Source organism: Streptomyces sp. NPDC096132 (assembly GCF_044763345.1).
Lineage (GTDB): Bacteria > Actinomycetota > Actinomycetes > Streptomycetales > Streptomycetaceae > Streptomyces.
Window position 1 is genome coordinate 423,154 of the sequence record NZ_JBIWGA010000006.1, and the last position, 21,802, is coordinate 444,955.

A 21,802-nucleotide genomic window follows, 5' to 3' on the forward strand; every position below is an offset into this window, starting at 1 on the left:
GGCGCCCGCCCCTTACCCTCGTACGCATGACCAGCGACGACATCGCCCGGCCCCACGGCTCCCGATCCATCGAGACCCTCTCCGAGCTCTCCCCCGAACAGACCGATGCCGTCCTCGACCTGCTCGCGGAGGCCGCCCACACGGACGGCCAGCAGGCGGTGTCCGAACAGGGCCGGCTGCAGTTGCGCGGCGGCGCCCGCGAGGGCGTCTCGCACCTGGTCCTCACCGTCGGCGACGCACTCGTCGGCTACGCCCAACTGGAGGACACCGACCCGGTCGAGGCGCCGGCCGCCGAGCTGGTCGTCCACCCCTCCCACCGCGGCCACGGCCACGGCCGCGCCCTCGGCGCCGCCCTGCTCGCCGTCTCCGGCAAGCGGCTGCGGGTCTGGGCCCACGGCGGTCACTCCGCCGCCCGCCACCTCGCCCAGGTCCTCGGTCTCACCCTGTTCCGCGAACTGCGCCAGATGCGGCGGTCGTTGGCCGACCTCGAACTGCCCGACCCGGTGCTGCCCGAGGGCGTCACCGTCCGCACCTTCGTCCCCGGCCAGGACGACACCGCCTGGCTCGCGGTCAACGCCGCCGCCTTCGCCCACCACCCCGAACAGGGCTCCCTGGTGCAGCGGGACCTCGACGACCGCAAGGCCGAGCCCTGGTTCGACCCCGCCGGCTTCTTCCTCGCCTTCCGCGGCGAGGACCTCATCGGCTTCCACTGGACCAAGGTCCACGCCGAGGAGCAGCTCGGCGAGGTGTACGTCCTCGGCGTCGCCCCCGGCGCCCAGGGCGGCGGCCTCGGCAAGTCCCTCACCACGATCGGCCTCCGGCATCTCGCGGGTCAGGGCCTGCCGACGGCGATGCTCTACGTCGACGCCGACAACAAGGCGGCGGTCTCGGTGTACGAGAGGCTGGGCTTCGTCGCGCACGAGACGGACTTGATGTACCGGACCGAGACGTGAGGTTCCTCGAACGGTGACCGCTCGTCGGGGTGAGCCGCGCGCGGCTCATCGCCGGACGCGGGCCGGGCCGTGTCCCGAGCGCTCCGGGGTCCACAGGGCGCACACCGTCAGCGTCACCAGCAGGATCGCCGCCCAGCGCACCTGCGTGGCCTCCCACGAGGAGTCGTCCGGGGTGGCCAGCAGGCCCCAGCGGTTGGGTATCAGCATGACCACCGCGGCTGCCGCGCCCAGGCGGGCGGCCGTCCTCCTGCCCACTTCCGCGGTGTCCGTGAAGCGGATCGCGGTCGTGGCGAGGGCGAGCGCGGCGACGGTCGTCGCCGCTGCCTGGAGGGTGATCGGGAGCAGTGGGGGGCGGGTGGGGGACGGTACGAGGAGGAGGACCGTCGTCCACCACAGGGCGGTGAGGGGGGCGGCGAGGGCCAGCCGCAGGACCGTCCTCGTCGGGCGGGCTATCGGGGTCGCCGCACTGGTGTTGCGGGCCGGGTCGTCCAGGAGGAAGGCCAGACCCACGGCGCCGACGAGGGCGGCGAGACGCAGGACGAACAGCCCCTGGTAGGTGTCCGGGGCGTGATCCGGGAGGCGGGTGCTCGCCGCGAGCAGCAGGCCCAGCCCGGCCGCGGCGCTCAGGGCTCGCCACGGGAGGGTGCGCCACACCGCCGGCAGCAACGAGCGGAGCAGTGCTCCCGAGATCCGCCGCTCCGCGGCGTCCCCACCGGTGCCCGTCCCCAGGTTCATGGCCGTGCCCTGCCTTTCTCCGTCTGTTCCCCGTCGTTCTCCGTCTGCTCCTACTCGTCGCACGACTCCGCTCCCTTCGGGACCGGGACTCCCAGCAGCTTCGCGGCCTCGGCCGTGGTCGTCGCCGGGGAGGTCAGTTCCGTCCAGTGGGACTTGACGCGGGCCGTCACCTCGGCGCCGGGACGCTGCAGCAGCTCGCGGACCACCGTCGTCTGGTGGTCCGTCAGGCTCACCGGGTCCGTCGGAGCCAGGACGATGCCGGAGCCCTCGGTGCTGTCGTCCAGCCGGACGTTCTGGAAGGTGTCCATCGGCGTGGGGTCGCTGCCCAGGGCCAGCCACATGATCGCCACGGACCGGGCGTCGCACAGGGGGCCGCCGCTCTCCGCCGCCTTCTCCGAGCCCATGACGAGGACCGTGGCGACGCCGACCGCGAACTCGGGGACGCGGTTGCCGCCCCAGCGGGTGGAGACCGTGACCTGGCCGGGCGTGGCGGAGGGTTCGAGGTACCCGTCGACCTCCACTCCGCCGCTGGTGTCGATGCGCTGGCGGATCGTCAGCGGTGTCCGCGCGGCGGTTCCTCCCGCCAGGGACCGGACGCGGTCGGCGACTGCGGCCCACTCGGACCGTACGCCGTTCCACTCGGGGAACGCGCAGTACGTCGAGCCGTCGTACGTCGCGCACGACTGGACCTTCTCCGGGTGTTCGGAGGCCGTCCTGCGCGCCGCCTCCAGGGCCGCCGTGTCGTGCGGCAGCTGGCCGATCGCGCCGGCCACGGTGGTCGCGAGGGCGAGGCCGGTCGCGGCCTTGACGGCCCGGGTGCGGCCGCCGGACAGCAGCAGGGCCGCGCAGGTCACGAGCACGCACAGGCCCACCAGATACAGGGCGTGCCAGGCGGCGGGGCGGCCGAGCAGGTCGGCGGGGACCGGATCGCCGCCCTTGTCGACGTCGAGGGTGATCGGGGAGAGCCAGCCCCACCCGTTGTCCCCGGCGCCGGCCGCCGAGGCCATGATCATGGCCAGGTAGAACGCGATGACGAACAGTATGGGAGCGAAGGCGGAGGGCAGCGCGCGGGCCAGCAGGACTCCCGTGACCCCGGCCAGCAGGACCGTCAGGGGGGCGGCGGCCAGTTCGCCGAGCGAGCCGTGGCCGATCGCGCCGGGCTTCATCGCCTCCCGGAGGTACTCGACGGCGACGACGAGCGCGGTGAGCGCCGCGAACGGGACCGCGGAGAGCGCATGGGCGACCGTGCGCCGCCAGGGCTCCAGGGCGAGCACGCCGAACTGCTGCTCCGTGGCGTGCTTCCGGGAGCGCAGCGCGGCCGCGTTGGTGCAGACGAGGACGGCGATGGCGAACAGCGGCCAGGCCGACTGTGTGGCGCGGTCGACCGTGTTGAGGACGGGGAAGTCGTCCATGCCCTCCTGGCGCACCATCCGCAGGGCGACGAGGAGGACTTCGAGGGCGAAGAAGACCAGGATCTGGATCTGGAACAGCAGTTCGCGGGTCTCGAACCGGGCGAGGGCGAGGATCGCGGCGATGTGGCCGCCGGTGGGCGGCTGCTCGGGGAGGGCGGCCGCGGTCTCCTCGACCGGGGAGGGCGGGGTGGCCGTGGCGCTCATGCCGTCACCTCGGCGCTCTCGCCGTCCAGGGCGAGCAGATAGCCGTCTTCCAGGGTGGGTTCGAGCAGGTCGGCGCCCGCGGGCGGGTCGCCGATGTTGCGGAAGGTGCCGAGGCCGGTGCGCCAGCCCGCCAGCGCGCCCGGGTCGCGTTCCGCGCTGCTCCAGACCCGGCCGGCCGCGCGGGCGGTCAGGTCGGCGGGGGTGCCCTCGAAGCGGACGCGGCCCTGGGCCAGAACGATGACGCGGTGGCAGAGCATCGCCACGTCCTCCGTCTGGTGCGTGGACAGCAGGACCGTGCGGCCCTCGCCCGCCTGGGCGATCAACTCGCGGAAGCGCATGCGCTGTTCGGGGTCCAGGCCGACGGTCGGCTCGTCCAGGACGAGGAAGCCGGGGTCGCCGACGAGTGCGGCGGCCAGGGCGACGCGCTGCCGCATGCCGCCGGAGAGCCGCTTGAGGCGCTTGCCGCGCACGTCGGAGAGGTCGACGGCGTCCAGGACGCGGCGTACCTCGCGGTGGCGGGCTCCTCGGTCGGTGAGCTCCTTGAGGATCGCCACGTAGTCGACGAACTCGAAGGCCGTGAAGTCCGGGTGGAAGCCGGGGGTCTGCGGCAGATAGCCGAGCGTGCGGCGCAGGGCGAGGCGGCCGCCGGCGGTGCCGGGGGCGTGGCCGAGGGCCGTGAACTCGCCGGCGTCGGCCGGTACGGCCGTGGCCAGCACCCGCAGCAGCGTGGTCTTGCCGGCGCCGTTGGGGCCGAGCAGCCCGGTGACTCCGCGGGTCAGCCGCAGCGAGACACCGTCGAGGGCCCGGGTCCCGCCGTAGCGCAGGGTCAGGCCGTCGGCCCGCACGGTGATGGGCTCGGTGGTGGGGTCGATGGTCACGCGGGACTCCTGAAAGTGCGGTGGGCGGGCGGGGCAGGGGGCCGGGTCATGCCGTCCCCCCGCCCGCGAAGCCGCCCATCGGGCGGGCGTCGAAGCGGTCTCGGGCCTGGTAGAGCAGCAGGGCGGCGAGGACCGCCACCCCGGCGGCGGCGGCCTGGCCGACCGCGGTGAACGGGGCCAGGGTCCCGTGGGTCTGCGCGCTCGCCTGGGCCACGAGCAGGCTCAGCCAGGCCCCGCCGACCAGGGCGGGCGCAACGACCGGGCCCAGCCGGGCGGAGAGCGCGAGCGCCGTCGTCGTGAGGGCGAGGGCGGGCAGCAGCCAGGCCAGGGCCATCAGTCCGTACCCCGGGAGGGCGAGGGTCGCCAGGCCGTTGAGGGCGAGGCCCGCGGTGAGCACCGCGACCGTACGGATCATCAGCAGCCGGAAGCCGTGCAGCGGGGCGACGACGGCCATCTCGTACGTCGGGTCGATGGCGGGGCCGTAGGACAGGGCGACGCCGGCCAGCGGGAGCAGCGGGGCGAGCGCCAGGAACAGCCCGGGCACGTCCGCGACGCGTACCGCCAGTACCGTCATGACCAGCAGGAACAGCACCGACAGCAGCCAGGACCGGCGCAGTATCGGCGTCGCCGTGAGCAGGCGCGCGGTGTGGTCGGCGACGCCGATCCGCACCAGGAGCCGCTCGGTGAGGCTCGGCCGCGGCGCGTCCAGCTCGGCGTCCAGCCGCTCCCAGCCGGCGTCCAGTGTCACGGGGTCGGCGGTCAGCGCGAGCCGGGCCCGGCACTCCTCGCACGCGGTGAGATGGGTGTCGGCGGACCACAGCAGGGGCGGCGCCAACTCGCCGTGGACGTAGGCGCGCAGATCCTCGTCCGCCACATGCCACGTCATGCCTGTGCCTCCCTCGGCTGGTCGATGCCCGCGCCCGGGCGGGCGTCGGCCGCTGCTTCGTACGACGTCGGGCGGTCGGCCCGGTGCCATGTCACGCGCTCTCCCGCGCAGGCCGCGGCCTCGGCCTGCGCGTACCAGCGCAGTCCGGCGTCCCCCGTGCGGCCTGTGCGCCGCACGGGCCCGCGGGTGCCGCGGCCTGTGTTGTCCACGAACCGCCTCATGCCAGCGCCTCCCGCAGTTGCTTGCGGGCGCGCAGGGCCCGCGTCTTGACGGTGCCGGGCGGGATGCCGAGCAGGACGGCCGCCTCCCGGGTGGTGAGCCCGTCGATGACGGTCGCCTGCAGGACGGCCCGCAACTCCGGTGAGAGGCTGGTGAGGGCCCCGGCGAGATCCCCGTGCTCCACCCCCGCGAGCACGCGCTCCTCCGCCGAGACCTCGTCGCGGTGGCGCAGGCGGGAAAGGGCCTGGCGCAGCCGGCCGCGGGCGCCGTCGCCGCGCAGGGCGTCGACCAGCCGCCGCGCGGCGATGCGCCACAGCCAGCCGGCGGCGTCGCCCTCCTCGCGGTAGCGGGCGGTGCCCCGCCACACCGCGAGGAACGTCTCCTGTACGACGTCGTCGACTATCCCGGCGTCGGCGCAGCGGCCGCGCATCCGCGCGGTCAGCCACGGCGCGTACCGCCGGTACAGCTCCTCGAAGGCGTGACGGTCCGCGTCCGCCGCGATGGCCCGCAGCAGATCCCCGTCGCTTCTCGTTTCGCTCACGACCCCTCATCGGTCCGGCCCCGCCGATCGGTTCACGATCGGGCCCACAATTTTTTCCCGCCCCGCCCGGCCCGGATCTCACGGCACCCGACCTGGCCTTTCGCTCCGATCTTGACTTCCTCCCCCGCTTCCACCACCCTTTCACTACTCAATTAGTGAAAGGGTGGTGATCCGAGTGGTCGAGTACCGCATCGACCGGCACAGCGGCGTGGCCACCTACGTCCAGATCGTCCAGCAGACCAAGCAGGCCCTGCGCCTGGGTGTGCTGCGGCCCGGCGACAAGCTGCCCACGGCCCGCGAGGTCGTCGAGGCGACGGCCATCAACCCGAACACCGTGCTGAAGGCGTACCGCGAGCTGGAGCGCGACGGGCTGGTGGAGGCGCGGCGCGGGCTCGGCACGTTCGTGCGGCGCGGGCTGAGCACCGCCCCGGCCCACTCGCCCCTGCGTGCCGAGCTGGACGCCTGGGCCGTCCGGGCCCGGGACACCGGCCTGGACCGCGACGACGTGGCCGCGCTCTTCACGGCCGTACTCGAAGAACACTTCGCCGCACGCGAAGCACACTTTCAGGGAGACCCCTCATGACCGACACCGCCATGGCGGCAACCGCGCTCGGGAAGCGTTTCGGCCGGCGCGGGGGCTGGGCGCTGCGGGACTGCACGTTCCGGCTGCCGGCCGGCCGCGTCTGCGCCGTCGTCGGACCCAACGGGGCCGGCAAGTCCACGCTCCTCTCCCTCGCCGCCGGGCTGCTCGCCCCCACCGAGGGCACGGTCGCCGTCCTCGGCACGGACCCCGCTTCCGCACGCGCGCGTGTCGGTTACGTCGCCCAGGACAAGCCGCTGTACCCGCAGCTCACCATCGAACAGACACTGCGCGTGGGCGCCGACCTCAACCCGGGCCGCTGGGACGCCGCGACCGCCGAGCGGATCGTCTCAGCGGGCGATCTCGACCCCAGGCGGAAGATCCGCGCGCTCTCCGGCGGCCAGCGCACCCGCGTCGCCCTCGCGCTCGCCCTCGGCAAGCGGCCCGAACTGCTGCTCCTGGACGAGCCGATGGCCGACCTGGACCCGCTCGCCCGGCACGACCTGATGGGCACCCTGATGTCCCAGGCGGCGCAGCACGGGACGACGATCGTGATGTCCTCGCACGTGGTCGCGGAGCTGGAGGACTCCTGCGACCACCTGCTGCTGGTGGGCGGCGGCCGGGTCCGGCTGGCCGGGGAGCTGGACGACCTGCTCGACGCGCACACGCGCGTGAGCGCGACGACGGAGTCCGCGGACGCGCTTCCCGACCTCGCGCCGCACACGGTCGTCGAGTCCCGTGTCACCGGCCGTCAGTTCACCGCGCTGATCCGCCCCGCGGGTCCCCTCGCCGACGGCTGGCGCTCCACGACGCCCTCCCTCGAGGAACTCGTCCTCTCCTACCTGCGCAACCCCGAAGCCGCCTCCCTGACCCCCGCGGCGCCCGAGGAGGCCCTGGCATGACCACCCGGCTTCCCACCGAGCCCCGCCGAGCCCAGGAGGCCGCCACATGACCACCCTCTCCCCGCCCGACACCGCTCCCGCCGTCCCCTCCCCCCGCTGGCTCCTGCGGCTGCACCGCCCCGCCCTGTACGTGTGGCTGGGTACCGTGGTCGTCCTCGCCGCCGGCCTGCTGTGGCTGTGGGGCCCGCTCACCGACGCGTCGGCGGCGGCCTGGCGGCAGTACCGAACCGACTGCGGCGACGGCGCCACCTGCACGTACGACCAGAACGCGATCGTCCGCTACAAGAGCGTGTACAACTACACGACCCTCGCCCTGACCGCGCTCCCCTTCGTCGTCGCCGCCTGGGCGGGCGCCGCCCTCTTCGGCCGCGAACTGGAGCAGGGCACCGCGCACCTCGCCTGGACGCAGGGCCTGTCCCCGACCCGCTGGCTGGCCACCAAGCTCGCCGTGCCCGCCGCCCTCGTGGCCACCGGCACCGGTCTGCTGGTCACGCTGCACCGCCTCATGTGGGCGGCTGGCGACGGCCGTATCGACACCGCCAAGCCCTGGCACGACAACCTGACCCTGCACACCAACGGCCCCACCACGGTCGCCTTCGCCCTGACCGGCCTGGCCGCCGGCGCCCTCGCGGGCCTGCTGCTGCGCCGCACCCTGCCCGCGCTGATGCTGGCCCTCGGTGCGGTCGCCGCCGTACGGGTGCTGGCCGCTCAGGCCCTGCCGCACCTGTGGCCGGGCGTCACGAAGATCAGCGGCCTCCGCACCGGTCCGAACGGCGCGGGCCTCGAGTTCGACTCCGGCCTGGTCACAAGCGACGGCGCGCACATCCCCGACCCCGGCTGCGGGGTCGTCCTGGCCGCCCACGACGCCTGCGACACGCTGTACGCCAAGCTCGACGCCACCGGCTTCTACGCCACCTACCACCCCGAGTCCCACTACTGGGCCCTGCAACTGACCACGACCGCCCTCGTCCTGGCCGTCGCCGCCGCCCTCACCGTGGCCGCGTTCACCCTGCTCAGGCGCTCCACGGCCACGCCGACGAACACCGCCGCACCCCTCACCCGGACCCCGGCCGCGCCCGCCGCCCAGGAGGCCGCCGTATGACCGCCGTCGCCGACGCGAGGCCCGCCGCCGCGAGCCCTGCGGCCCCGAGCACCTCCTGGGGCACCGCCCGTACCGTCCTGCGCCTGCACCGCGCCGCCCTCGTCGTGTGGGCCGTGTTCGTCGTGGGCCTGAGCGGCTGGCTGGTGTGGCTCGCCGAGGTCACCGCGAAGGAGGAGCGCAAGGCGCTGGAGGCCTGCGACCGCGCCGGTCAGGACTGGTGCGACATGACGATGGTCGGCCTGCCCGGTTACGAGGTGGGCATGGGCTGGGTCGGCCTGCTGGTCGCGTACGTCTTCTTCGGCACGGCCGCCTTCGCGGGCGGCGCGCTGATCGGCCGCGAACTGGAGAACGGCACCGCGCGCCTCGCCTGGACCCAGGGCATCACCCCCACCCGCTGGCTCACCGCCAAGCTCGGCGTCCCCGCGCTCGTCGTGACCGCCGGCGCCACCGCGCTGGTGCTGGTGTACCGCTGGGCCCGGTCCGGCAACCAGGACCTGCTGTACGACGTCTGGTCGGACAGCACGTTCCTCTCCCGCGGTCCGGCCGTCGTCGCGTACGCCCTCTGCGCGCTCGCCGTCGGCGCGCTCACCGCGCTCCTGCTGCGCCGTGCGCTGCCCGCCCTCACCGTGTCCGTCGTCGCGACGGGGCTGCTCGCGTTCGCGGTGGCGCAGTACCGCGGCTCGTTCTGGCCCACAGTGACCCTCACCTCGGCGACGGAGGGCTCCGACTACCCCCTCTCCGCGTGGGAGGTGGAGAGCGGCGCGCTGATCCATGGTCGTCAGGTCCCGAATTTCGACGTCACCCGTTGTTACGGCGGCTCGACCGCCAGGACGCAGGGCTGCTTCGACGACCTCGGCGTCACCGGCTTCTACACGACCTATCACCCCGAGTCCCACTACTGGCCGATCCACCTCGTGGAAACCGGCATCGTCCTCACCGTGGCCGCCCTCGCGACCACCGCCGCCTTCTGGCTGCTGCGCCGCCGCACGGTCTGACCCGACCGCCGTACGGTCCGGGAGCCGGGACCGGGGATGCGGTCCGGGAGCCGGGACCGGGGGTGCGTACGTCCTTCCGCGGGGGGATGGACGTACGCACCCCTCAAAGCCCTCGCCGCCCGACGCCCGCGAGCCGCCCCCCGATATCCCACACGCCATGTCTCCGTAACCGCCGGTTCAGACGACCTTGCGACGCTCGGCGAATGAAGCCCGCCGTGCCCGAGGCCTCGCCGCCCCCCGAGGGAAATGAACCCGACGGGACAGCCGCCACGCTCCCGCCTGCACGTTCTGACGCGCCCGTAACGTTCCTGGCGCGGAACAATGGGTACATGAGCCAGTCACACGCCGCCCAGGCCGATGTCCAGCACGCGCAGCCCTCCGTGGGCTCCATAGCCGCGCACCGCCCGCACACCGTCGCGGCCGCGGTCTCCGATCTGGAACCCGACATCGACGCCGACCTCGACGCGTACGAGGAGTCGAAGCTCGACGGGGTCCAGCTTCCGCAGGGCCGTTTCCTCGACCGGGAGCGCAGCTGGCTCGCGTTCAACGAGCGGGTGCTCGAGCTCGCCGAGGACCCGAACACACCCCTCCTCGAACGGGCGAACTTCCTCGCCATCTTCGCGAGCAACCTGGACGAGTTCTTCATGGTCCGGGTGGCCGGTCTGAAGCGCCGCATCGCGACGGGCGTGGCGACCCGCTCCGCCTCGGGGCTGCAGCCCCGCGAGGTGCTGGAGATGATCTGGGCCCGCTCGCGCGAGCTCATGGCCCGGCACGCCGCGACCTACCACGAGGACATCGCCCCCGCCCTCGCGGAGGAGGGCATCCACCTGGTCCGCTGGAGCGAGCTGACGGAGAAGGAGCAGGCCCGCCTCTTCACGCTCTTCCGGCACCAGATCTTCCCGGTCCTGACCCCGCTGGCGGTCGACCCCGCGCACCCGTTCCCGTACATCTCGGGTCTCTCGCTGAACCTCGCGGTCGTCGTACGCAACCCGGTGAGCGGTCACGACCACTTCGCGCGCGTCAAGGTGCCGCCGCTGCTCTCCCGCTTCCTGGAGGCCTCCCCGGGCCGTTACGTCCCCATCGAGGACGTCATCGGCGCCCACCTGGAGGAGCTGTTCCCGGGCATGGAGGTGCTGGAGCACCACGCCTTCCGGCTCACCCGCAACGAGGACCTGGAGGTCGAGGAGGACGACGCCGAGAACCTCCTCCAGGCCCTGGAGAAGGAGCTCATGCGGCGCCGGTTCGGCCCGCCGGTGCGCCTGGAGGTCGAGGAGTCGATCGACCGCAAGGTGCTCGACCTCCTGGTCCGCGAGCTGAAGATCAGCGAGGCCGAGGTCTACCCGCTGCCCGGCCCGCTCGACCTCACCGGTCTCTTCCGCATCCACGGCCTCGACCGGCCCGAGCTGAAGTACAAGAAGTTCATCGCCGGCACACACCGTGACCTCGCCGAGGTGGAGTCCGCCTCCGCCCCCGACATCTTCGGCGCGCTGCGCAGCCGCGACGTACTCCTGCACCACCCGTACGACAGCTTCTCCACCTCCGTGCAGGCCTTCCTGGAGCAGGCGGCCGCCGACCCGGACGTCCTCGCGATCAAGCAGACCCTGTACCGGACCTCCGGCGACTCCCCCATAGTCGACGCGCTCATCGACGCGGCCGAGTCCGGCAAGCAGGTCCTCGTCCTGGTCGAGATCAAGGCCCGCTTCGACGAGCACGCCAACATCAAGTGGGCGCGGAAGCTGGAGGAGGCCGGCTGCCATGTCGTCTACGGCCTCGTCGGTCTGAAGACCCACTGCAAGCTGTCCCTGGTGGTCCGTCAGGAGGGCGAGACGCTACGGCGTTACAGCCACGTCGGCACCGGCAACTACCACCCGAAGACGGCCCGGCTCTACGAGGACCTCGGCCTGCTCACCGCGGACCCGCAGGTCGGCGCGGACCTGTCCGACCTGTTCAACCGGCTGTCCGGCTACTCGCGCCGCGAGACCTACCGCCGTCTCCTCGTCGCCCCCAAGTCGCTGCGGGACGGCCTGATCTCCCGCGTCGAGAAGGAGATCCAGCACCACCGCGCGGGCCGTCCCGCGTACGTCCGCATCAAGGTCAACTCGATCGTCGACGAGGCGCTGATCGACTCCCTCTACCGGGCCTCCCAGGCGGGCGTGCCCGTCGAGGTGTGGGTGCGCGGCATCTGCGCGATCCGCCCGGGCGTCCCCGGACTGTCGGAGAACATCAAGGTCCGCTCGATCCTCGGCCGCTTCCTCGAACACTCCCGGGTCTTCGGCTTCGGCAACGGCGGCGAGCCCGAGGTGTGGATCGGCAGCGCCGACATGATGCACCGCAACCTCGACCGCCGTATCGAGGCCATGGTCAGGGTCGTGGACCCGGCCCACCGGGCGGCCCTGAACCGGCTGCTCGAAACCGGCATGTCCGACGCCACCTCCTCCTGGCACCTCGGCCCCGACGGCGAGTGGACCCGGCATGCGACCGACCCGGACGGCCAACCCCTGCGCAACGTCCAGGAGATGCTCATAGACGCCCGGAGGCGCCGGCGTGGCACAGCGACACCATGACCTGACGGACCCCGCGGCCGGGCCCGCCCCCGCTCTCGGCTCCGCCCGAGCGGCGGGACCCCCCACCGGGGACGCCCTGGAGGGCTACCTCCGGGCCCAGGCCACGGACTTCCTCCGGGCGCTGCGGCTGCACCGGGAGACGGGCGGCGGTACGTCGTCCAACGGGTCGTCGGCGGGCGGCCCGGCCTCCTCCGGTGCGGCGGGCGGCGCGGAGGAGGCCGTCGACGCGGCGCGCGCCCTGCGCCGCACGGCCCGCCGCATCAGCGGCAGCCTGCACACCTTCCGCCCCCTCCTCGACCCGGAGTGGTCGGAACAGATCCGCCCGGAACTGGCCTGGCTGTCGGGCACCCTGGCCCTGGAACACGCGTACGCCGCCCGCCTGGAACGCCTCCTCCTGGCCCTGCACCGCCTGTCGGGCTCGACACCGATGCCCGCCCAGACGTCCGCCGCGGGCGCGGGCGCCCCCTCCGCCGCCGTGGCCGCGGGCAGTCGTGCCACTGGGGCGGCACCCGTCCCCCAGCGAGCGGCACCCGTCCCGGGCGGCACCCCGCCCACCCCCGACCGCGGCAATCTCACCGTGGGCGCCGCCAAGGCGGGCGCCCTCCTCGACCGCCAGCTCACCCTCGCCCGCACCCGAGCCCACAGCACCGCCCTCCAGGCCCTCGGCTCGAGCCGCTTCCACGCGGTCGCCGACAAGGTCGCGGTCCTCGCCAGCGAGGTCCCCCTCACCCCCACCGCCCCCACCACCGACCTCCGCCCCCTGGCCACCGCCGCCGAGGAACGCCTCGCGGACGCCGTCGCCGCCCTCCCCCTCCTCACCGCGGGCCACCCGTACAACGCGGAGGCGCTGGTCCACGGCCTCTCCCCGGACCCCGCCCCGCACCCGCAGGACGCCCCCTGGCACCAGGTCCGCCTGCTGCTGCGCCTGCACCGCTACGCCTGCGAGGTCCTGTACGGCCGCGACACCCCCCTGGACATGCGTCTGATCACCGCGGGCCAGTCCCTCGACCGGCACCGGGACGCCTCGGAGGCGGCGGCCGCCGCGGCCCAGGCGGCCCGGACGCCCCGCATCGCGCCGGCCACCGCGTACGCGCTGGGCGTGCTGCACGCGGATCAGCGGCATGAGGTGGAGGCAGCGCGGTACGCGTTCCAGCGCTGCTGGCAGAAGCAGACCTACGGCACGCCGTAGCCCGGCCCCACGGCACGCCGCATCGGCACGCCGTGGACACCGTGCCGTAAGGGCGTGGACGGACCGCCGTAAACAGGAGGACAGCCGACAGGGGAAGACAGGAAGTCAGAGAGCCGGTCATCCAGGCGGTGAGAAACAGTGAGCTACCCGAACCAGACCCTCGTACAGGCCGCCGGCTGCGTCCTGTGGCGCCGTTCCCCGGGCGGGGGTGAACTGGAGGTGTGCCTGGTCCACCGGCCCAAGTACGACGACTGGTCCCACCCCAAGGGCAAGCTCAAGCGGGGCGAGGACCCGCTGGCCGGTGCCCTGCGCGAGGTCGCGGAGGAGACGGGCTACCGGGCCGCGCCCGGGGCCGCGCTGCCCACCGTGCGGTACGAGGCGAACGGCCGCCCCAAGCAGGTGCGCTACTGGGCGGCCGAGGCCGTATCCGGTGGCTTCACCCCGAACGACGAGGTCGACCGCCTCCTCTGGCTCCCCCCGTCGACGGCCCGTGTGCGCCTGACCCAGGCCCGGGACCGCGACCTCGTGGACGCCCTCCTGAACACCATGCGCCTCACCTGACCCGGGACCCGGCCGTGTCCTCGACGTGAGCGTTCCGTGACCTAACCAGGCCGTCCCCAGGGGTTCACCCGCCGTTCATTCACGCCCGTAGGCGCCTTCACCTGATCTGCCTAATTTCGGCCTTACCCGGTGCGGAACGCGTCCAGACGGACGCGGCCATGCCACCCATGACTTTCGCACGCCGCCGAATTCAGGACGGCGGCTCCTGGAAGGATCTCCCTCAAGTGAAGCTTCAGCGCATGAACCGGCGGGCCCTCACCCTCGGTGCTCTCGCCGTCTCCGGCGCCCTGGCCCTCACGGCGTGCGGCTCCGACGACACCGGCTCCAGCAGCGACAGCAGCTCCTCCGCCACCGCCGCGGCCGGCTCCATCAAGTGCGACGACGCCAAGGGCCAGCTGCTCGCCGACGGCTCCTCCGCGCAGAAGAACGCGATCGACGCCTGGGTGAAGAACTTCACTCAGGCCTGCTCCGGTGTCCAGGTGAACTACAAGGGCTCCGGCTCGGGCGCCGGTGTCACCGCGTTCACCCAGGGCCAGGTCGCCTTCGCCGGCTCCGACTCCGCGCTGAAGCCCGAAGAGGTCACCGCCTCCAAGTCGGTCTGCTCCAGCGGCCAGGGCATCGACCTGCCGATGGTCGCCGGCCCGATCGCGGTCGCGTACAACGTCTCCGGTGTGGACGACCTGACGCTGGACGCCGCGACGATCGCCAAGATCTTCGACGGCAAGATCACCAACTGGAACGACGCGGCGATCGCCAAGCTGAACCCCGACGCGAAGCTCCCCGACCTGAAGATCCAGCCGTACCACCGCTCCGACGAGTCGGGTACCACGGACAACTTCACCAAGTACCTGATCGCCGCCACCCCGGACAACTGGAAGTACTCCGGCGGCAAGGCCTGGCAGGCCAAGGGCGGCCAGTCCGCCTCCGGCTCCTCCGGTGTCGCCCAGGGCGTGAAGCAGACCAACGGCGCGATCGGCTACATGGAGCTGTCGTACGCCAAGGACGGTCTGGGCACGGTCGCCATCGACACCGGCGCCTCCGCCCCGGTCAAGGCCTCCTCCGACGGTGCCACCAAGGCCGTCGCCGCCGCCCAGGTCGTCGGCACCGGCAGTGACCTGTCGCTGAAGCTCGACTACACCACCAAGGCCGACGGCGCCTACCCGATCACCCTGGTGACGTACGAGATCGTCTGCGACAAGGGCAACAAGGCCGCCACCCTGCCCGCCACCAAGGCGTTCCTGCGCTACATCGCCAGCACGGAGGGCCAGGGCATCCTCTCGGGCATCGACTACGCGCCGATCCCCGACGCCATCATCTCCAAGGTCCGTACCACCATCGACGGCCTGAGCTGATCTGAAGGTGCGGTCCGGCGCCGGGGAAACCCGGACCGGACCGCACCCGTCCGGTGCACCGCCGCCAGGGGCCGCCCCGCAGCCGGCCCCGCCCGAGCCGCCCACACCCGCAGCGGCTCCGCAGACCGGAGACCCCCATGGACATATCGACGCACAAGACAGGCACCGGGGCCGACGACTCGCCTCCGCCCCACGACTCCCTTCCCCCCATCACCCCGCAGCCCGCGAACGCCGAGCAGAAGCGCGCGGCCCGCGGCGCCACCCGACCCGGTGACCGGATCTTCCTCGGTCTCTCCCGCGGCTCGGGCATTCTGCTGCTGGCGATCATGGCGGCGATCGCGGTCTTCCTGACCTACCGCGCCTACCTCGCCATCAGCGAGGACGACGCCAACTTCCTCACCACCTTCGAGTGGAACACCGGGGTCGTCCCGCCGAAGTTCGGCGTCGCGGTCCTGGCCTTCGGCACGGTGGTCTCGTCGATCATCGCGATGGCCATCGCGGTCCCGATCGCCGTCGCCATCGCCCTCTTCATCACGCACTACGCCCCGCGCCGCCTGAGCGGCCCCATCGCGTACGTGGTCGACCTGCTCGCCGCCGTCCCGTCCATCGTGTACGGCCTCTGGGGCGCCCTGGTCCTCGTACCGCACATGGACGGCCTGTTCGGCTGGCTGAACGACTACCTGGGCTGGACCGGGATCTTCTCCTGGGACGAGGGCGCCCCGCGCTCGATGCTCACGGTGGGCATCCTCCTCGCCATCATGATCCTTCCCGTGATCACCAACGTGAGCCGCGAGGTCTTCCGCCAGGTCCCGCAGATGCAGGAGGAAGCGGCCCTGGCGCTGGGCGCCACCCGCTGGGAGGTCATCCGCATGGCGGTGATCCCCTTCGGCCGCTCCGGTGTGATCTCGGCCTCGATGCTCGGCCTCGGCCGCGCGCTCGGCGAGACGATGGCCGTCGCCACGGTCCTCTCCCCCGACTTCGACATCCACGCCAGCCTGCTGAACCCCGGCGGCGGCACCTTCGCCCAGAACATCGCCAGCAAGTTCAACGAGGCGACGGAGTACGGCCGTGACGCGCTCATCGCCTCCGGTCTCGTCCTCTTCGTCATCACCCTGCTGGTCAACGGCGCGGCCCGCATGATCATCGCCCGCCGCAAGGAGTACTCGGGGGCCAACGCATGAGCCACGCAACAGCAGTCGCCGACAAGCGCCCCAGCACCCTGCGCGGCGCGAGCCTCCCCAAGTGGTCCCCCTGGGCGATCGCCGGCGGTTCGATCGTCGTCGCCGTCGGGATCGGCCTCGCGGCCGGCCTGGACAGCAAGGTCCAGTGGGGCCTGCTCGCGGGCATCCTCTTCGTCCTCGGCACGTACGTCATCGCCGCCAAGGTGGAGGGCCGCCGCCAGGCGAAGGACCGCATCGCGACCTCCCTGGTCTGGGTCGCCTTCCTCCTCGCCGTGGTCCCGCTGGTCTCGCTGATCTGGACGACGATCGTCCGGGGCGTGAAGGTCCTGGACGTCTACTTCCTCACCCACTCGATGGGTGTGGTCGCCGACTCCGAGCCGGGCGGCGGTATCTACCACGCCATCATCGGCAGCCTCGAGCAGGTCGGCCTCGCCACCCTGATCGGCGCCCCGATCGGCATCCTCACCGCGATCTACCTCGTCGAGTACGGCCGCGGCGGCCTGGCGAAGGCCGTCACCTTCTTCGTGGACGTCATGACGGGCATCCCGTCCATCGTCGCGGGCCTGTTCATCCTCAGCCTGATGCTGATGTTCGACATGCAGCCCTTCGGCTTCGCGGGCTCCCTCGCGCTGGCGATCCTGATGATGCCGGTGGTCGTCCGCTCGACCGAGGAAATGCTGAAGCTGGTCCCGAACGAACTGCGTGAGGCAAGCCTGGCGCTCGGCGTCCCGAAGTGGCGCACAATTCTGAAGGTGGTCGTCCCGACGTCGATCGGCGGCATCATCACCGGCGTCATGCTGGCGGTGGCCCGCATCGCCGGCGAGACGGCCCCGGTCCTCCTGCTGGTCTTCGGCAACCCCTTCATCAACAACAACCCCTTCGAGGGCGCGCAGGCCTCGCTGCCGCTGTACATCTACCAGCAGTACGCGCAGAGCGCCGGCTCGTCGGCGGCGTACGACCGCGCCTGGGCGGCGTCGCTCACGCTGATCGCCTTCGTGATGATCCTCAACCTGGTGGCCCGGGCGATCGCCCGCTGGAAGGCCCCCAAGACCGGTCGCTAAGGCGACATTTTCCCGCTCCGCGGGGCGTGGCCCCTCAGCTCAGCGACCGAGACGGAAGTGAAGTAGTAACCATGTCCAAGCGAATCGATGTAAGCGGGCTCACCGCCTACTACGGCACCCACAAGGCGATCGAGGACATCTCGATGACGGTCGAGCCGCGCTCGGTGACGGCCTTCATCGGCCCCTCCGGCTGCGGCAAGTCGACGTTCCTGCGCACGCTGAACCGTATGCACGAGGTGACGTCGGGCGGCCGGGTCGAGGGCAAGGTGCTGCTGGACGACGAGGATCTGTACGGCGCCGGCGTGGACCCGGTGTCCGTCCGCCGCGAGATCGGCATGGTCTTCCAGCGGCCGAACCCCTTCCCCACCATGTCGATCTTCGACAACGTGGCGGCGGGTCTGCGCCTCAACGGCAGCTACAAGAAGGCCGAACTGACGGAGATCGTCGAGAAGTCCCTGAAGGGCGCGAACCTCTGGAACGAGGTGAAGGACCGCCTCAACAAGCCGGGTTCGGGCCTCTCTGGCGGCCAGCAGCAGCGCCTGTGCATCGCGAGGGCGATCGCGGTCGAACCGAAGGTCCTGCTCATGGACGAGCCCTGCTCGGCCCTCGACCCCATCTCCACCCTCGCCATCGAGGACCTGATCGGCGAGCTGAAGGAACGCTTCACGATCGTCATCGTGACGCACAACATGCAGCAGGCCGCCCGCGTCTCCGACCGCACGGCCTTCTTCAACCTCGCGGCGGTCGGCCAGCCCGGCAAGCTGATCGAGATCGACGACACCGAGCGCATCTTCTCCAACCCCTCGGTCCAGGCGACGGAGGACTACATCTCGGGCCGCTTCGGCTAACCCCGACGCCCCTCCCAAACCCCTCGCGGTGCTGCATGGCGGTGCCACCGCGAGGCCACAAAGGGCCCGCCCCCCGACTGCCTTGGGGGGCGGGCCCAGGTGGTTGGCTGGGGGGTGGGGGGCGTGCGTGTTGCCTCCGGCGGGGGCGGAGGTGGTGCGGGTTGCCCCCGGCGGGGGGCGTGCGGGTGCCCCCGGCCGGGGGGCGGAGGTCGTACGGGTTGCCCCCGGCGGGGGGGGGGCGTGCGGGTGCCCCCGGCGGGGGGCGGAGGTCGTACGGGTTGCCCTCGGCCGGGGGCGGAGGTCGTACGGGTTGCCCCCGGCGGGGGGGCGTGCGGGTACCCCCGGCGGGGGGCGGGGGGCGTGCGGGTACCCCCGGCGGGGGGGGCGGAGGTCGTACGGGTTGCCCCCGGCCGGGGGCGGAGGTCGTAAGGGTTGCCCCGCGTGTTACCCCTGGCGGGGGGGGCGGAGGTCGTGCGTGTTACCCCCGGCGGGGGGCTGGGGGCACGGGCGCGGTCGCCCTCGGCAGGGGGCACAGGCCATGCCGTCTGCCTCCGGCGGGGGACCATGTCGTGCAGGTTGCCTCCGACGAGGGGGAGGGCCGTGCAACTGAGTTCGGCAGGCGGCTCTGGGGCCCGTGAGGTTGCCTGGTCAGGGGTGGCTGCGCCCTGGGGACTGGGCCGCCCGTGCCTACGACGAGTTGGGCAGGTAGCCGCCAAGTCGGAACACGCCGGCGAAGCCGGGCCGGGATCTGGGCCGAAGCCCCACCAGGGTCCGGGGCGAACGCCCGCCGGGATCCAGGGCAATGCCCCACTGGGTTCCGAGCCAATGCCCCACCGAGATCGGGGGCGAAAGCCCCACCGGGATCCGAGGCGAACGCCCTACCAGGATCGGGGGCGAAAGCCCCACCGGGATCCGAGGCGAACGCCCTACCAGGATCGGGGGCGAAAGCCCCACCGGGATCCGAGGCGAACGCCCCACCGAGATCCACAGCCGAAGCCCACCGGAATCCGGGCGAACGCCCCACCACGATCCGAGCCAAAGCCCCACCGACATCCGGGGCGAAGCCCCATACAAGGCCGCCCATCCAGCCAACCGAGTCGGGTGGTGGGTGGGCGGGGTTTGGGGGTTCGGGGCGGAGCCCCGGGGCGGGTGCCGCTCGGCCGACCGAGTCGGGTGGGCGGCGGGCCTACAGGAACGCCAGGTTCACCACCCAGAACGACGCCGCGGCGACCACCGCAGCCGCCGGCATCGTGATGAACCACCCCAGCACGATGTTCTTGGCAACACCCCACCGCACCGCATTGATCCGCTTCGTCGCACCCACACCCATGATCGCCGACGTGATCACATGCGTCGTGGAGATCGGCGCCTTGAACAGAAACGCCGTGGTGAACATGATCGACGCCCCGGTCGTCTCCGCGGCGAACCCCTGCGGCGGATCCAACTCGATGATCTTCCGCCCCAACGTCCGCATGATCCGCCACCCACCTGCGTACGTCCCCGCCGACAGCATCACCGCGCACACGATCTTGACCCACACCGGGATCGGATCCCCGTAGTCCTCGACATCCGCGATGACCAGCGCCATCACCACGATGCCCATCGTCTTCTGCGCGTCCTGCAGACCATGTCCCAACGCCATCCCGGCCGCGGAAACGGTCTGCGCTATCCGGAACCCCCGCTTCGCCTTGTGCGGATTCGCCCGCCGGAAGATCCACATGATCGCGGTCATCACCAGATAACCGACGATCAGCCCGACGACCGGCGACACGAACATGGGGATGACGACCTTGTCCAGGACCCCGTTCCAGTAGACCGTCGTACCCCCCGCCAGCGCGGCCCCCACCATGCCACCGAACAGCGCGTGCGAGGACGAGGACGGCAGCCCGAAGTACCAGGTGACGAGGTTCCAGGTGATCGCGCCCACCAGTGCGGCGAAGAGGATCCCCATCCCCTTCGACCCCTCGGGCGTCTGGATCAGCCCCTCACTGACGGTCTTGGCGACCCCGGACCCGAGAAACGCCCCCGCCAGATTCATGACCGCGGCCATCGCCAGCGCCGCCCGCGGCGTCAGCGCCCGCGTCGACACGGACGTGGCGATCGCGTTCGCGGAGTCGTGGAAACCGTTCGTGTACGTGAAGCCGAGCGCGACACAGATGGTCACGACCAGAGCAAAGGTGTCCATGAAGAGCTCAGGACTCCTTGACGGCGATGGTCTCCACCGTGTTCGCCACATGCTCGAACGCGTCGGCCGCTTCCTCCAGCACGTCCACGATCTGCTTGAGCTTCAGCACCTCGATCGCGTCGTACTTGCCGTTGAAGAGATGCGCCAGCAGCTTCCGGTGGATCTGGTCCGCCTGGTTCTCCAGCCGGTTGACCTCGATCCAGTACTCGGTCAGGTTCTCCATCGTGCGCAGATTCGGCATCGCCTCCGCCGTCAGCTCCGCCGCCCGCGCCAGCACCTCGATCTGCTGCTCGACACCCTTGGGCAGGTCCTCGACGTTGTAGAGGACGACCAGGTCGACGGCCTCCTCCATGAAGTCCATGATGTCGTCGAGGGACGAGGCGAGGGCGTAGATGTCCTCACGGTCGAACGGCGTGATGAACGAGGAGTTCAGCTGGTGAAAGATCGCGTGCGTGGCGTCGTCACCGGCGTGTTCCGCGGCCCGCATACGCTCTGCGATCTCGGCCCGGCCGGCGGTGTCCGCCCCGAGCAGTTCCATCAGGAGTTTCGAGCCGGTGACGATGTTGTCCGCGGATGCGGCAAACATGTCGTAGAAGCTCGTCTCCCTGGGGGTCAGACGAAAGCGCACTTGGGGTCCTCAGGATCCATCGGTTTCGGTCAGGCTAGGGGCCAGGGTGATGCTAAGCGCACCATCCGGACATGGCTATCGGGCCGTCCCCCAGTGTCACCCATCGGACAGAGTGATCAGCACAGGGGCACTTCAAGGGTCCTGTACCCGGCAAAGTTCGTTACGATATACCCGGCAGGGGTATATGTCCGAAACGGGAGGACGCGATGACGACGACGGAGGCCACCGAGCCCACCAACCCGACGCCCCCCGGGGACCTCTCCCCCACCCCGCACGCGACGCACGGCTACCACAAACAGAAGGAAGAGCACCTCAAGCGCCTGCGCCGGATCGAGGGCCAGATCCGTGGCCTGCAGCGGATGGTCGACGAGGACACCTACTGCATCGACATACTCACCCAGGTGTCCGCCTCCACCAAGGCCCTGCAGTCCTTCGCCCTGCAGTTGCTGGAGGAACACCTGCGGCACTGCGTCGCCGACGCGGCCCTCAAGGGCGGCGACGAGATCGACGCGAAGGTGGAGGAAGCGACGAAGGCGATCGGCCGCCTACTGCGCACCTGACCCGGAGCCGTCCCGCTCCTCCGCCACCCGCAGCACCTGGTCGATGCTCTCCAGGCTGAGTCGTTCCTCCCCGGCCGCCGAGGCCGCGATGATCAGCTCCCCGCACAGCTCGATCTCGGCGAGGGCCACGTGGTCCTGAACTGCCGTACCGCCGACCGGAGCCACGCGCATCACCTCGTCTCTGCCGTCACCGGCTTCCTAGAGTAGGGAGCGGTATACACCGCGCGCATGGCACGGACGGGCTAGTCCTTGTTGCCCGCCCTGTG

22 protein-coding genes are annotated in these 21,802 nt (G+C 71.9%); 13 read left to right on the forward strand and 9 right to left on the reverse strand.

What is annotated here, in order from left to right; all coding sequences use genetic code 11:
• Nucleotides 1-26 precede the first annotated feature (26 nt).
• Nucleotides 27-953 carry a mycothiol synthase gene (gene mshD / locus ACIRF9_RS17690; RefSeq protein WP_403822303.1) on the forward strand — a complete coding sequence of 309 codons (927 nt, stop codon included), beginning with the start codon at nt 27-29 and terminating at the stop codon, nt 951-953.
• Between the two features lie 45 nt (nt 954-998).
• Here mshD and ACIRF9_RS17695 read toward each other — a convergent pair whose 3' ends face one another.
• Genes ACIRF9_RS17695 through ACIRF9_RS17720 form a run of 6 tightly spaced genes read right to left on the reverse strand, consistent with a single transcriptional unit; the run spans nt 999 to nt 5,828 of the window.
• Nucleotides 999-1,688, reverse strand: coding sequence for an ABC transporter (locus ACIRF9_RS17695; RefSeq protein WP_403822305.1), 690 nt, complete (start codon nt 1,686-1,688; stop codon nt 999-1,001).
• 50 nt (nt 1,689-1,738) lie between these two features.
• Nucleotides 1,739-3,304 (reverse strand): ABC transporter permease, encoded by a 1,566-nt coding sequence (locus ACIRF9_RS17700; RefSeq protein WP_403822308.1) that lies wholly within the window; start codon nt 3,302-3,304, stop codon nt 1,739-1,741.
• On the reverse strand, nt 3,301-4,182 hold the full coding sequence (locus tag ACIRF9_RS17705) for an ABC transporter ATP-binding protein (protein WP_403822311.1): 882 nt from the start codon (nt 4,180-4,182) through the stop codon (nt 3,301-3,303). Before ACIRF9_RS17705 ends, ACIRF9_RS17700 begins: the two co-directional genes overlap by 4 nt.
• A gap of 46 nt (nt 4,183-4,228) precedes the next feature.
• Complete coding sequence (locus ACIRF9_RS17710; RefSeq protein ID WP_403822314.1) at nt 4,229-5,068, reverse strand: anti-sigma factor family protein; 840 nt, start codon at nt 5,066-5,068, stop codon at nt 4,229-4,231.
• Nucleotides 5,065-5,289 (reverse strand): hypothetical protein, encoded by a 225-nt coding sequence (locus ACIRF9_RS17715; RefSeq protein WP_403822317.1) that lies wholly within the window; start codon nt 5,287-5,289, stop codon nt 5,065-5,067. Before ACIRF9_RS17715 ends, ACIRF9_RS17710 begins: the two co-directional genes overlap by 4 nt.
• Complete coding sequence (locus ACIRF9_RS17720) at nt 5,286-5,828, reverse strand: RNA polymerase sigma factor (RefSeq protein ID WP_403822320.1); 543 nt, start codon at nt 5,826-5,828, stop codon at nt 5,286-5,288. The genes ACIRF9_RS17715 and ACIRF9_RS17720 overlap by 4 nt, the downstream gene beginning before the upstream one ends.
• A 175-nt stretch (nt 5,829-6,003) precedes the next feature.
• Between ACIRF9_RS17720 and ACIRF9_RS17725 the strand changes: the two genes are divergently transcribed.
• The 11 genes from ACIRF9_RS17725 (at nt 6,004) to pstB (ending at nt 18,163) form a co-directional block, all read left to right on the forward strand.
• Nucleotides 6,004-6,411 carry a GntR family transcriptional regulator gene (locus ACIRF9_RS17725; RefSeq protein ID WP_403822473.1) on the forward strand — a complete coding sequence of 136 codons (408 nt, stop codon included), beginning with the start codon at nt 6,004-6,006 and terminating at the stop codon, nt 6,409-6,411.
• Nucleotides 6,408-7,310, forward strand: a complete 903-nt coding sequence (locus tag ACIRF9_RS17730; protein ID WP_403822323.1) for an ABC transporter ATP-binding protein — start codon at nt 6,408-6,410, stop codon at nt 7,308-7,310. Before ACIRF9_RS17725 ends, ACIRF9_RS17730 begins: the two co-directional genes overlap by 4 nt.
• 46 nt (nt 7,311-7,356) lie before the next feature.
• Nucleotides 7,357-8,412 (forward strand): ABC transporter permease, encoded by a 1,056-nt coding sequence (locus tag ACIRF9_RS17735; RefSeq protein ID WP_403822326.1) that lies wholly within the window; start codon nt 7,357-7,359, stop codon nt 8,410-8,412.
• Nucleotides 8,409-9,407 (forward strand): hypothetical protein, encoded by a 999-nt coding sequence (locus ACIRF9_RS17740; protein WP_403822329.1) that lies wholly within the window; start codon nt 8,409-8,411, stop codon nt 9,405-9,407. Before ACIRF9_RS17735 ends, ACIRF9_RS17740 begins: the two co-directional genes overlap by 4 nt.
• A 203-nt stretch (nt 9,408-9,610) precedes the next feature.
• Nucleotides 9,611-11,971, forward strand: coding sequence for an RNA degradosome polyphosphate kinase (locus ACIRF9_RS17745; RefSeq protein WP_403822331.1), 2,361 nt, complete (start codon nt 9,611-9,613; stop codon nt 11,969-11,971).
• Nucleotides 11,952-13,160 carry a CHAD domain-containing protein gene (locus tag ACIRF9_RS17750; RefSeq protein WP_403822334.1) on the forward strand — a complete coding sequence of 403 codons (1,209 nt, stop codon included), beginning with the start codon at nt 11,952-11,954 and terminating at the stop codon, nt 13,158-13,160. Before ACIRF9_RS17745 ends, ACIRF9_RS17750 begins: the two co-directional genes overlap by 20 nt.
• Before the next feature lie 138 nt (nt 13,161-13,298).
• On the forward strand, nt 13,299-13,721 hold the full coding sequence (locus ACIRF9_RS17755) for an NUDIX hydrolase (protein ID WP_403822337.1): 423 nt from the start codon (nt 13,299-13,301) through the stop codon (nt 13,719-13,721).
• A gap of 224 nt (nt 13,722-13,945) precedes the next feature.
• The gene (gene pstS, locus ACIRF9_RS17760; RefSeq protein ID WP_403822340.1) at nt 13,946-15,073 is read left to right on the forward strand and encodes a phosphate ABC transporter substrate-binding protein PstS; all 1,128 of its coding nucleotides are present in this window, start codon (nt 13,946-13,948) and stop codon (nt 15,071-15,073) included.
• A gap of 137 nt (nt 15,074-15,210) precedes the next feature.
• Entirely contained in the window at nt 15,211-16,254 is a 1,044-nt protein-coding gene (gene pstC / locus ACIRF9_RS17765) for a phosphate ABC transporter permease subunit PstC (RefSeq protein ID WP_403822342.1), read from the forward strand.
• Entirely contained in the window at nt 16,251-17,315 is a 1,065-nt protein-coding gene (gene pstA, locus ACIRF9_RS17770; RefSeq protein WP_403822345.1) for a phosphate ABC transporter permease PstA, read from the forward strand. The genes pstC and pstA overlap by 4 nt, the downstream gene beginning before the upstream one ends.
• Before the next feature lie 71 nt (nt 17,316-17,386).
• Nucleotides 17,387-18,163: a phosphate ABC transporter ATP-binding protein PstB gene (pstB, locus tag ACIRF9_RS17775; RefSeq protein WP_403822347.1), complete on the forward strand. Its 777-nt coding sequence runs from the start codon at nt 17,387-17,389 to the stop codon at nt 18,161-18,163.
• Between the two features lie 1,186 nt (nt 18,164-19,349).
• Here pstB and ACIRF9_RS17780 read toward each other — a convergent pair.
• Nucleotides 19,350-20,348 (reverse strand): anion permease, encoded by a 999-nt coding sequence (locus ACIRF9_RS17780; protein ID WP_403822349.1) that lies wholly within the window; start codon nt 20,346-20,348, stop codon nt 19,350-19,352.
• A 7-nt stretch (nt 20,349-20,355) separates the two neighbouring features.
• Nucleotides 20,356-20,976, reverse strand: coding sequence for a DUF47 domain-containing protein (locus ACIRF9_RS17785; RefSeq protein WP_403822352.1), 621 nt, complete (start codon nt 20,974-20,976; stop codon nt 20,356-20,358).
• A gap of 206 nt (nt 20,977-21,182) precedes the next feature.
• On the opposite strand from ACIRF9_RS17785, the gene ACIRF9_RS17790 reads away from it, so the two are divergent.
• Nucleotides 21,183-21,536, forward strand: a complete 354-nt coding sequence (locus ACIRF9_RS17790; protein WP_403822355.1) for a metal-sensitive transcriptional regulator — start codon at nt 21,183-21,185, stop codon at nt 21,534-21,536.
• Here ACIRF9_RS17790 and ACIRF9_RS17795 read toward each other — a convergent pair.
• The gene (locus tag ACIRF9_RS17795; RefSeq protein ID WP_403822358.1) at nt 21,522-21,707 is read right to left on the reverse strand and encodes a hypothetical protein; all 186 of its coding nucleotides are present in this window, start codon (nt 21,705-21,707) and stop codon (nt 21,522-21,524) included. The two genes, ACIRF9_RS17790 and ACIRF9_RS17795, sit on opposite strands and share 15 nt — an antisense overlap.
• Between the last annotated feature and the right edge of the window lie 95 nt (nt 21,708-21,802).

Excerpts from the sequence above, each read along its gene's own strand:
- ACIRF9_RS17710 (WP_403822314.1), bottom strand. The coding sequence starts at position 5,068 with ATGACGTGGCATGTGGCGGACGAGGATCTGCGCGCCTACGTCCACGGC.
- ACIRF9_RS17735 (WP_403822326.1), top strand. The coding sequence starts at position 7,357 with ATGACCACCCTCTCCCCGCCCGACACCGCTCCCGCCGTCCCCTCCCCC.
- ACIRF9_RS17695 (WP_403822305.1), bottom strand. The coding sequence starts at position 1,688 with ATGAACCTGGGGACGGGCACCGGTGGGGACGCCGCGGAGCGGCGGATC.
- ACIRF9_RS17780 (WP_403822349.1), bottom strand. The coding sequence starts at position 20,348 with ATGGACACCTTTGCTCTGGTCGTGACCATCTGTGTCGCGCTCGGCTTC.
- mshD (WP_403822303.1), top strand. The coding sequence starts at position 27 with ATGACCAGCGACGACATCGCCCGGCCCCACGGCTCCCGATCCATCGAG.
- ACIRF9_RS17790 (WP_403822355.1), top strand. The coding sequence starts at position 21,183 with ATGACGACGACGGAGGCCACCGAGCCCACCAACCCGACGCCCCCCGGG.
- ACIRF9_RS17730 (WP_403822323.1), top strand. The coding sequence starts at position 6,408 with ATGACCGACACCGCCATGGCGGCAACCGCGCTCGGGAAGCGTTTCGGC.
- ACIRF9_RS17795 (WP_403822358.1), bottom strand. The coding sequence starts at position 21,707 with ATGCGCGTGGCTCCGGTCGGCGGTACGGCAGTTCAGGACCACGTGGCC.
- ACIRF9_RS17715 (WP_403822317.1), bottom strand. The coding sequence starts at position 5,289 with ATGAGGCGGTTCGTGGACAACACAGGCCGCGGCACCCGCGGGCCCGTG.
- ACIRF9_RS17700 (WP_403822308.1), bottom strand. The coding sequence starts at position 3,304 with ATGAGCGCCACGGCCACCCCGCCCTCCCCGGTCGAGGAGACCGCGGCC.
- ACIRF9_RS17740 (WP_403822329.1), top strand. The coding sequence starts at position 8,409 with ATGACCGCCGTCGCCGACGCGAGGCCCGCCGCCGCGAGCCCTGCGGCC.
- pstB (WP_403822347.1), top strand. The coding sequence starts at position 17,387 with ATGTCCAAGCGAATCGATGTAAGCGGGCTCACCGCCTACTACGGCACC.
- pstA (WP_403822345.1), top strand. The coding sequence starts at position 16,251 with ATGAGCCACGCAACAGCAGTCGCCGACAAGCGCCCCAGCACCCTGCGC.
- pstC (WP_403822342.1), top strand. The coding sequence starts at position 15,211 with ATGGACATATCGACGCACAAGACAGGCACCGGGGCCGACGACTCGCCT.
- ACIRF9_RS17745 (WP_403822331.1), top strand. The coding sequence starts at position 9,611 with ATGAAGCCCGCCGTGCCCGAGGCCTCGCCGCCCCCCGAGGGAAATGAA.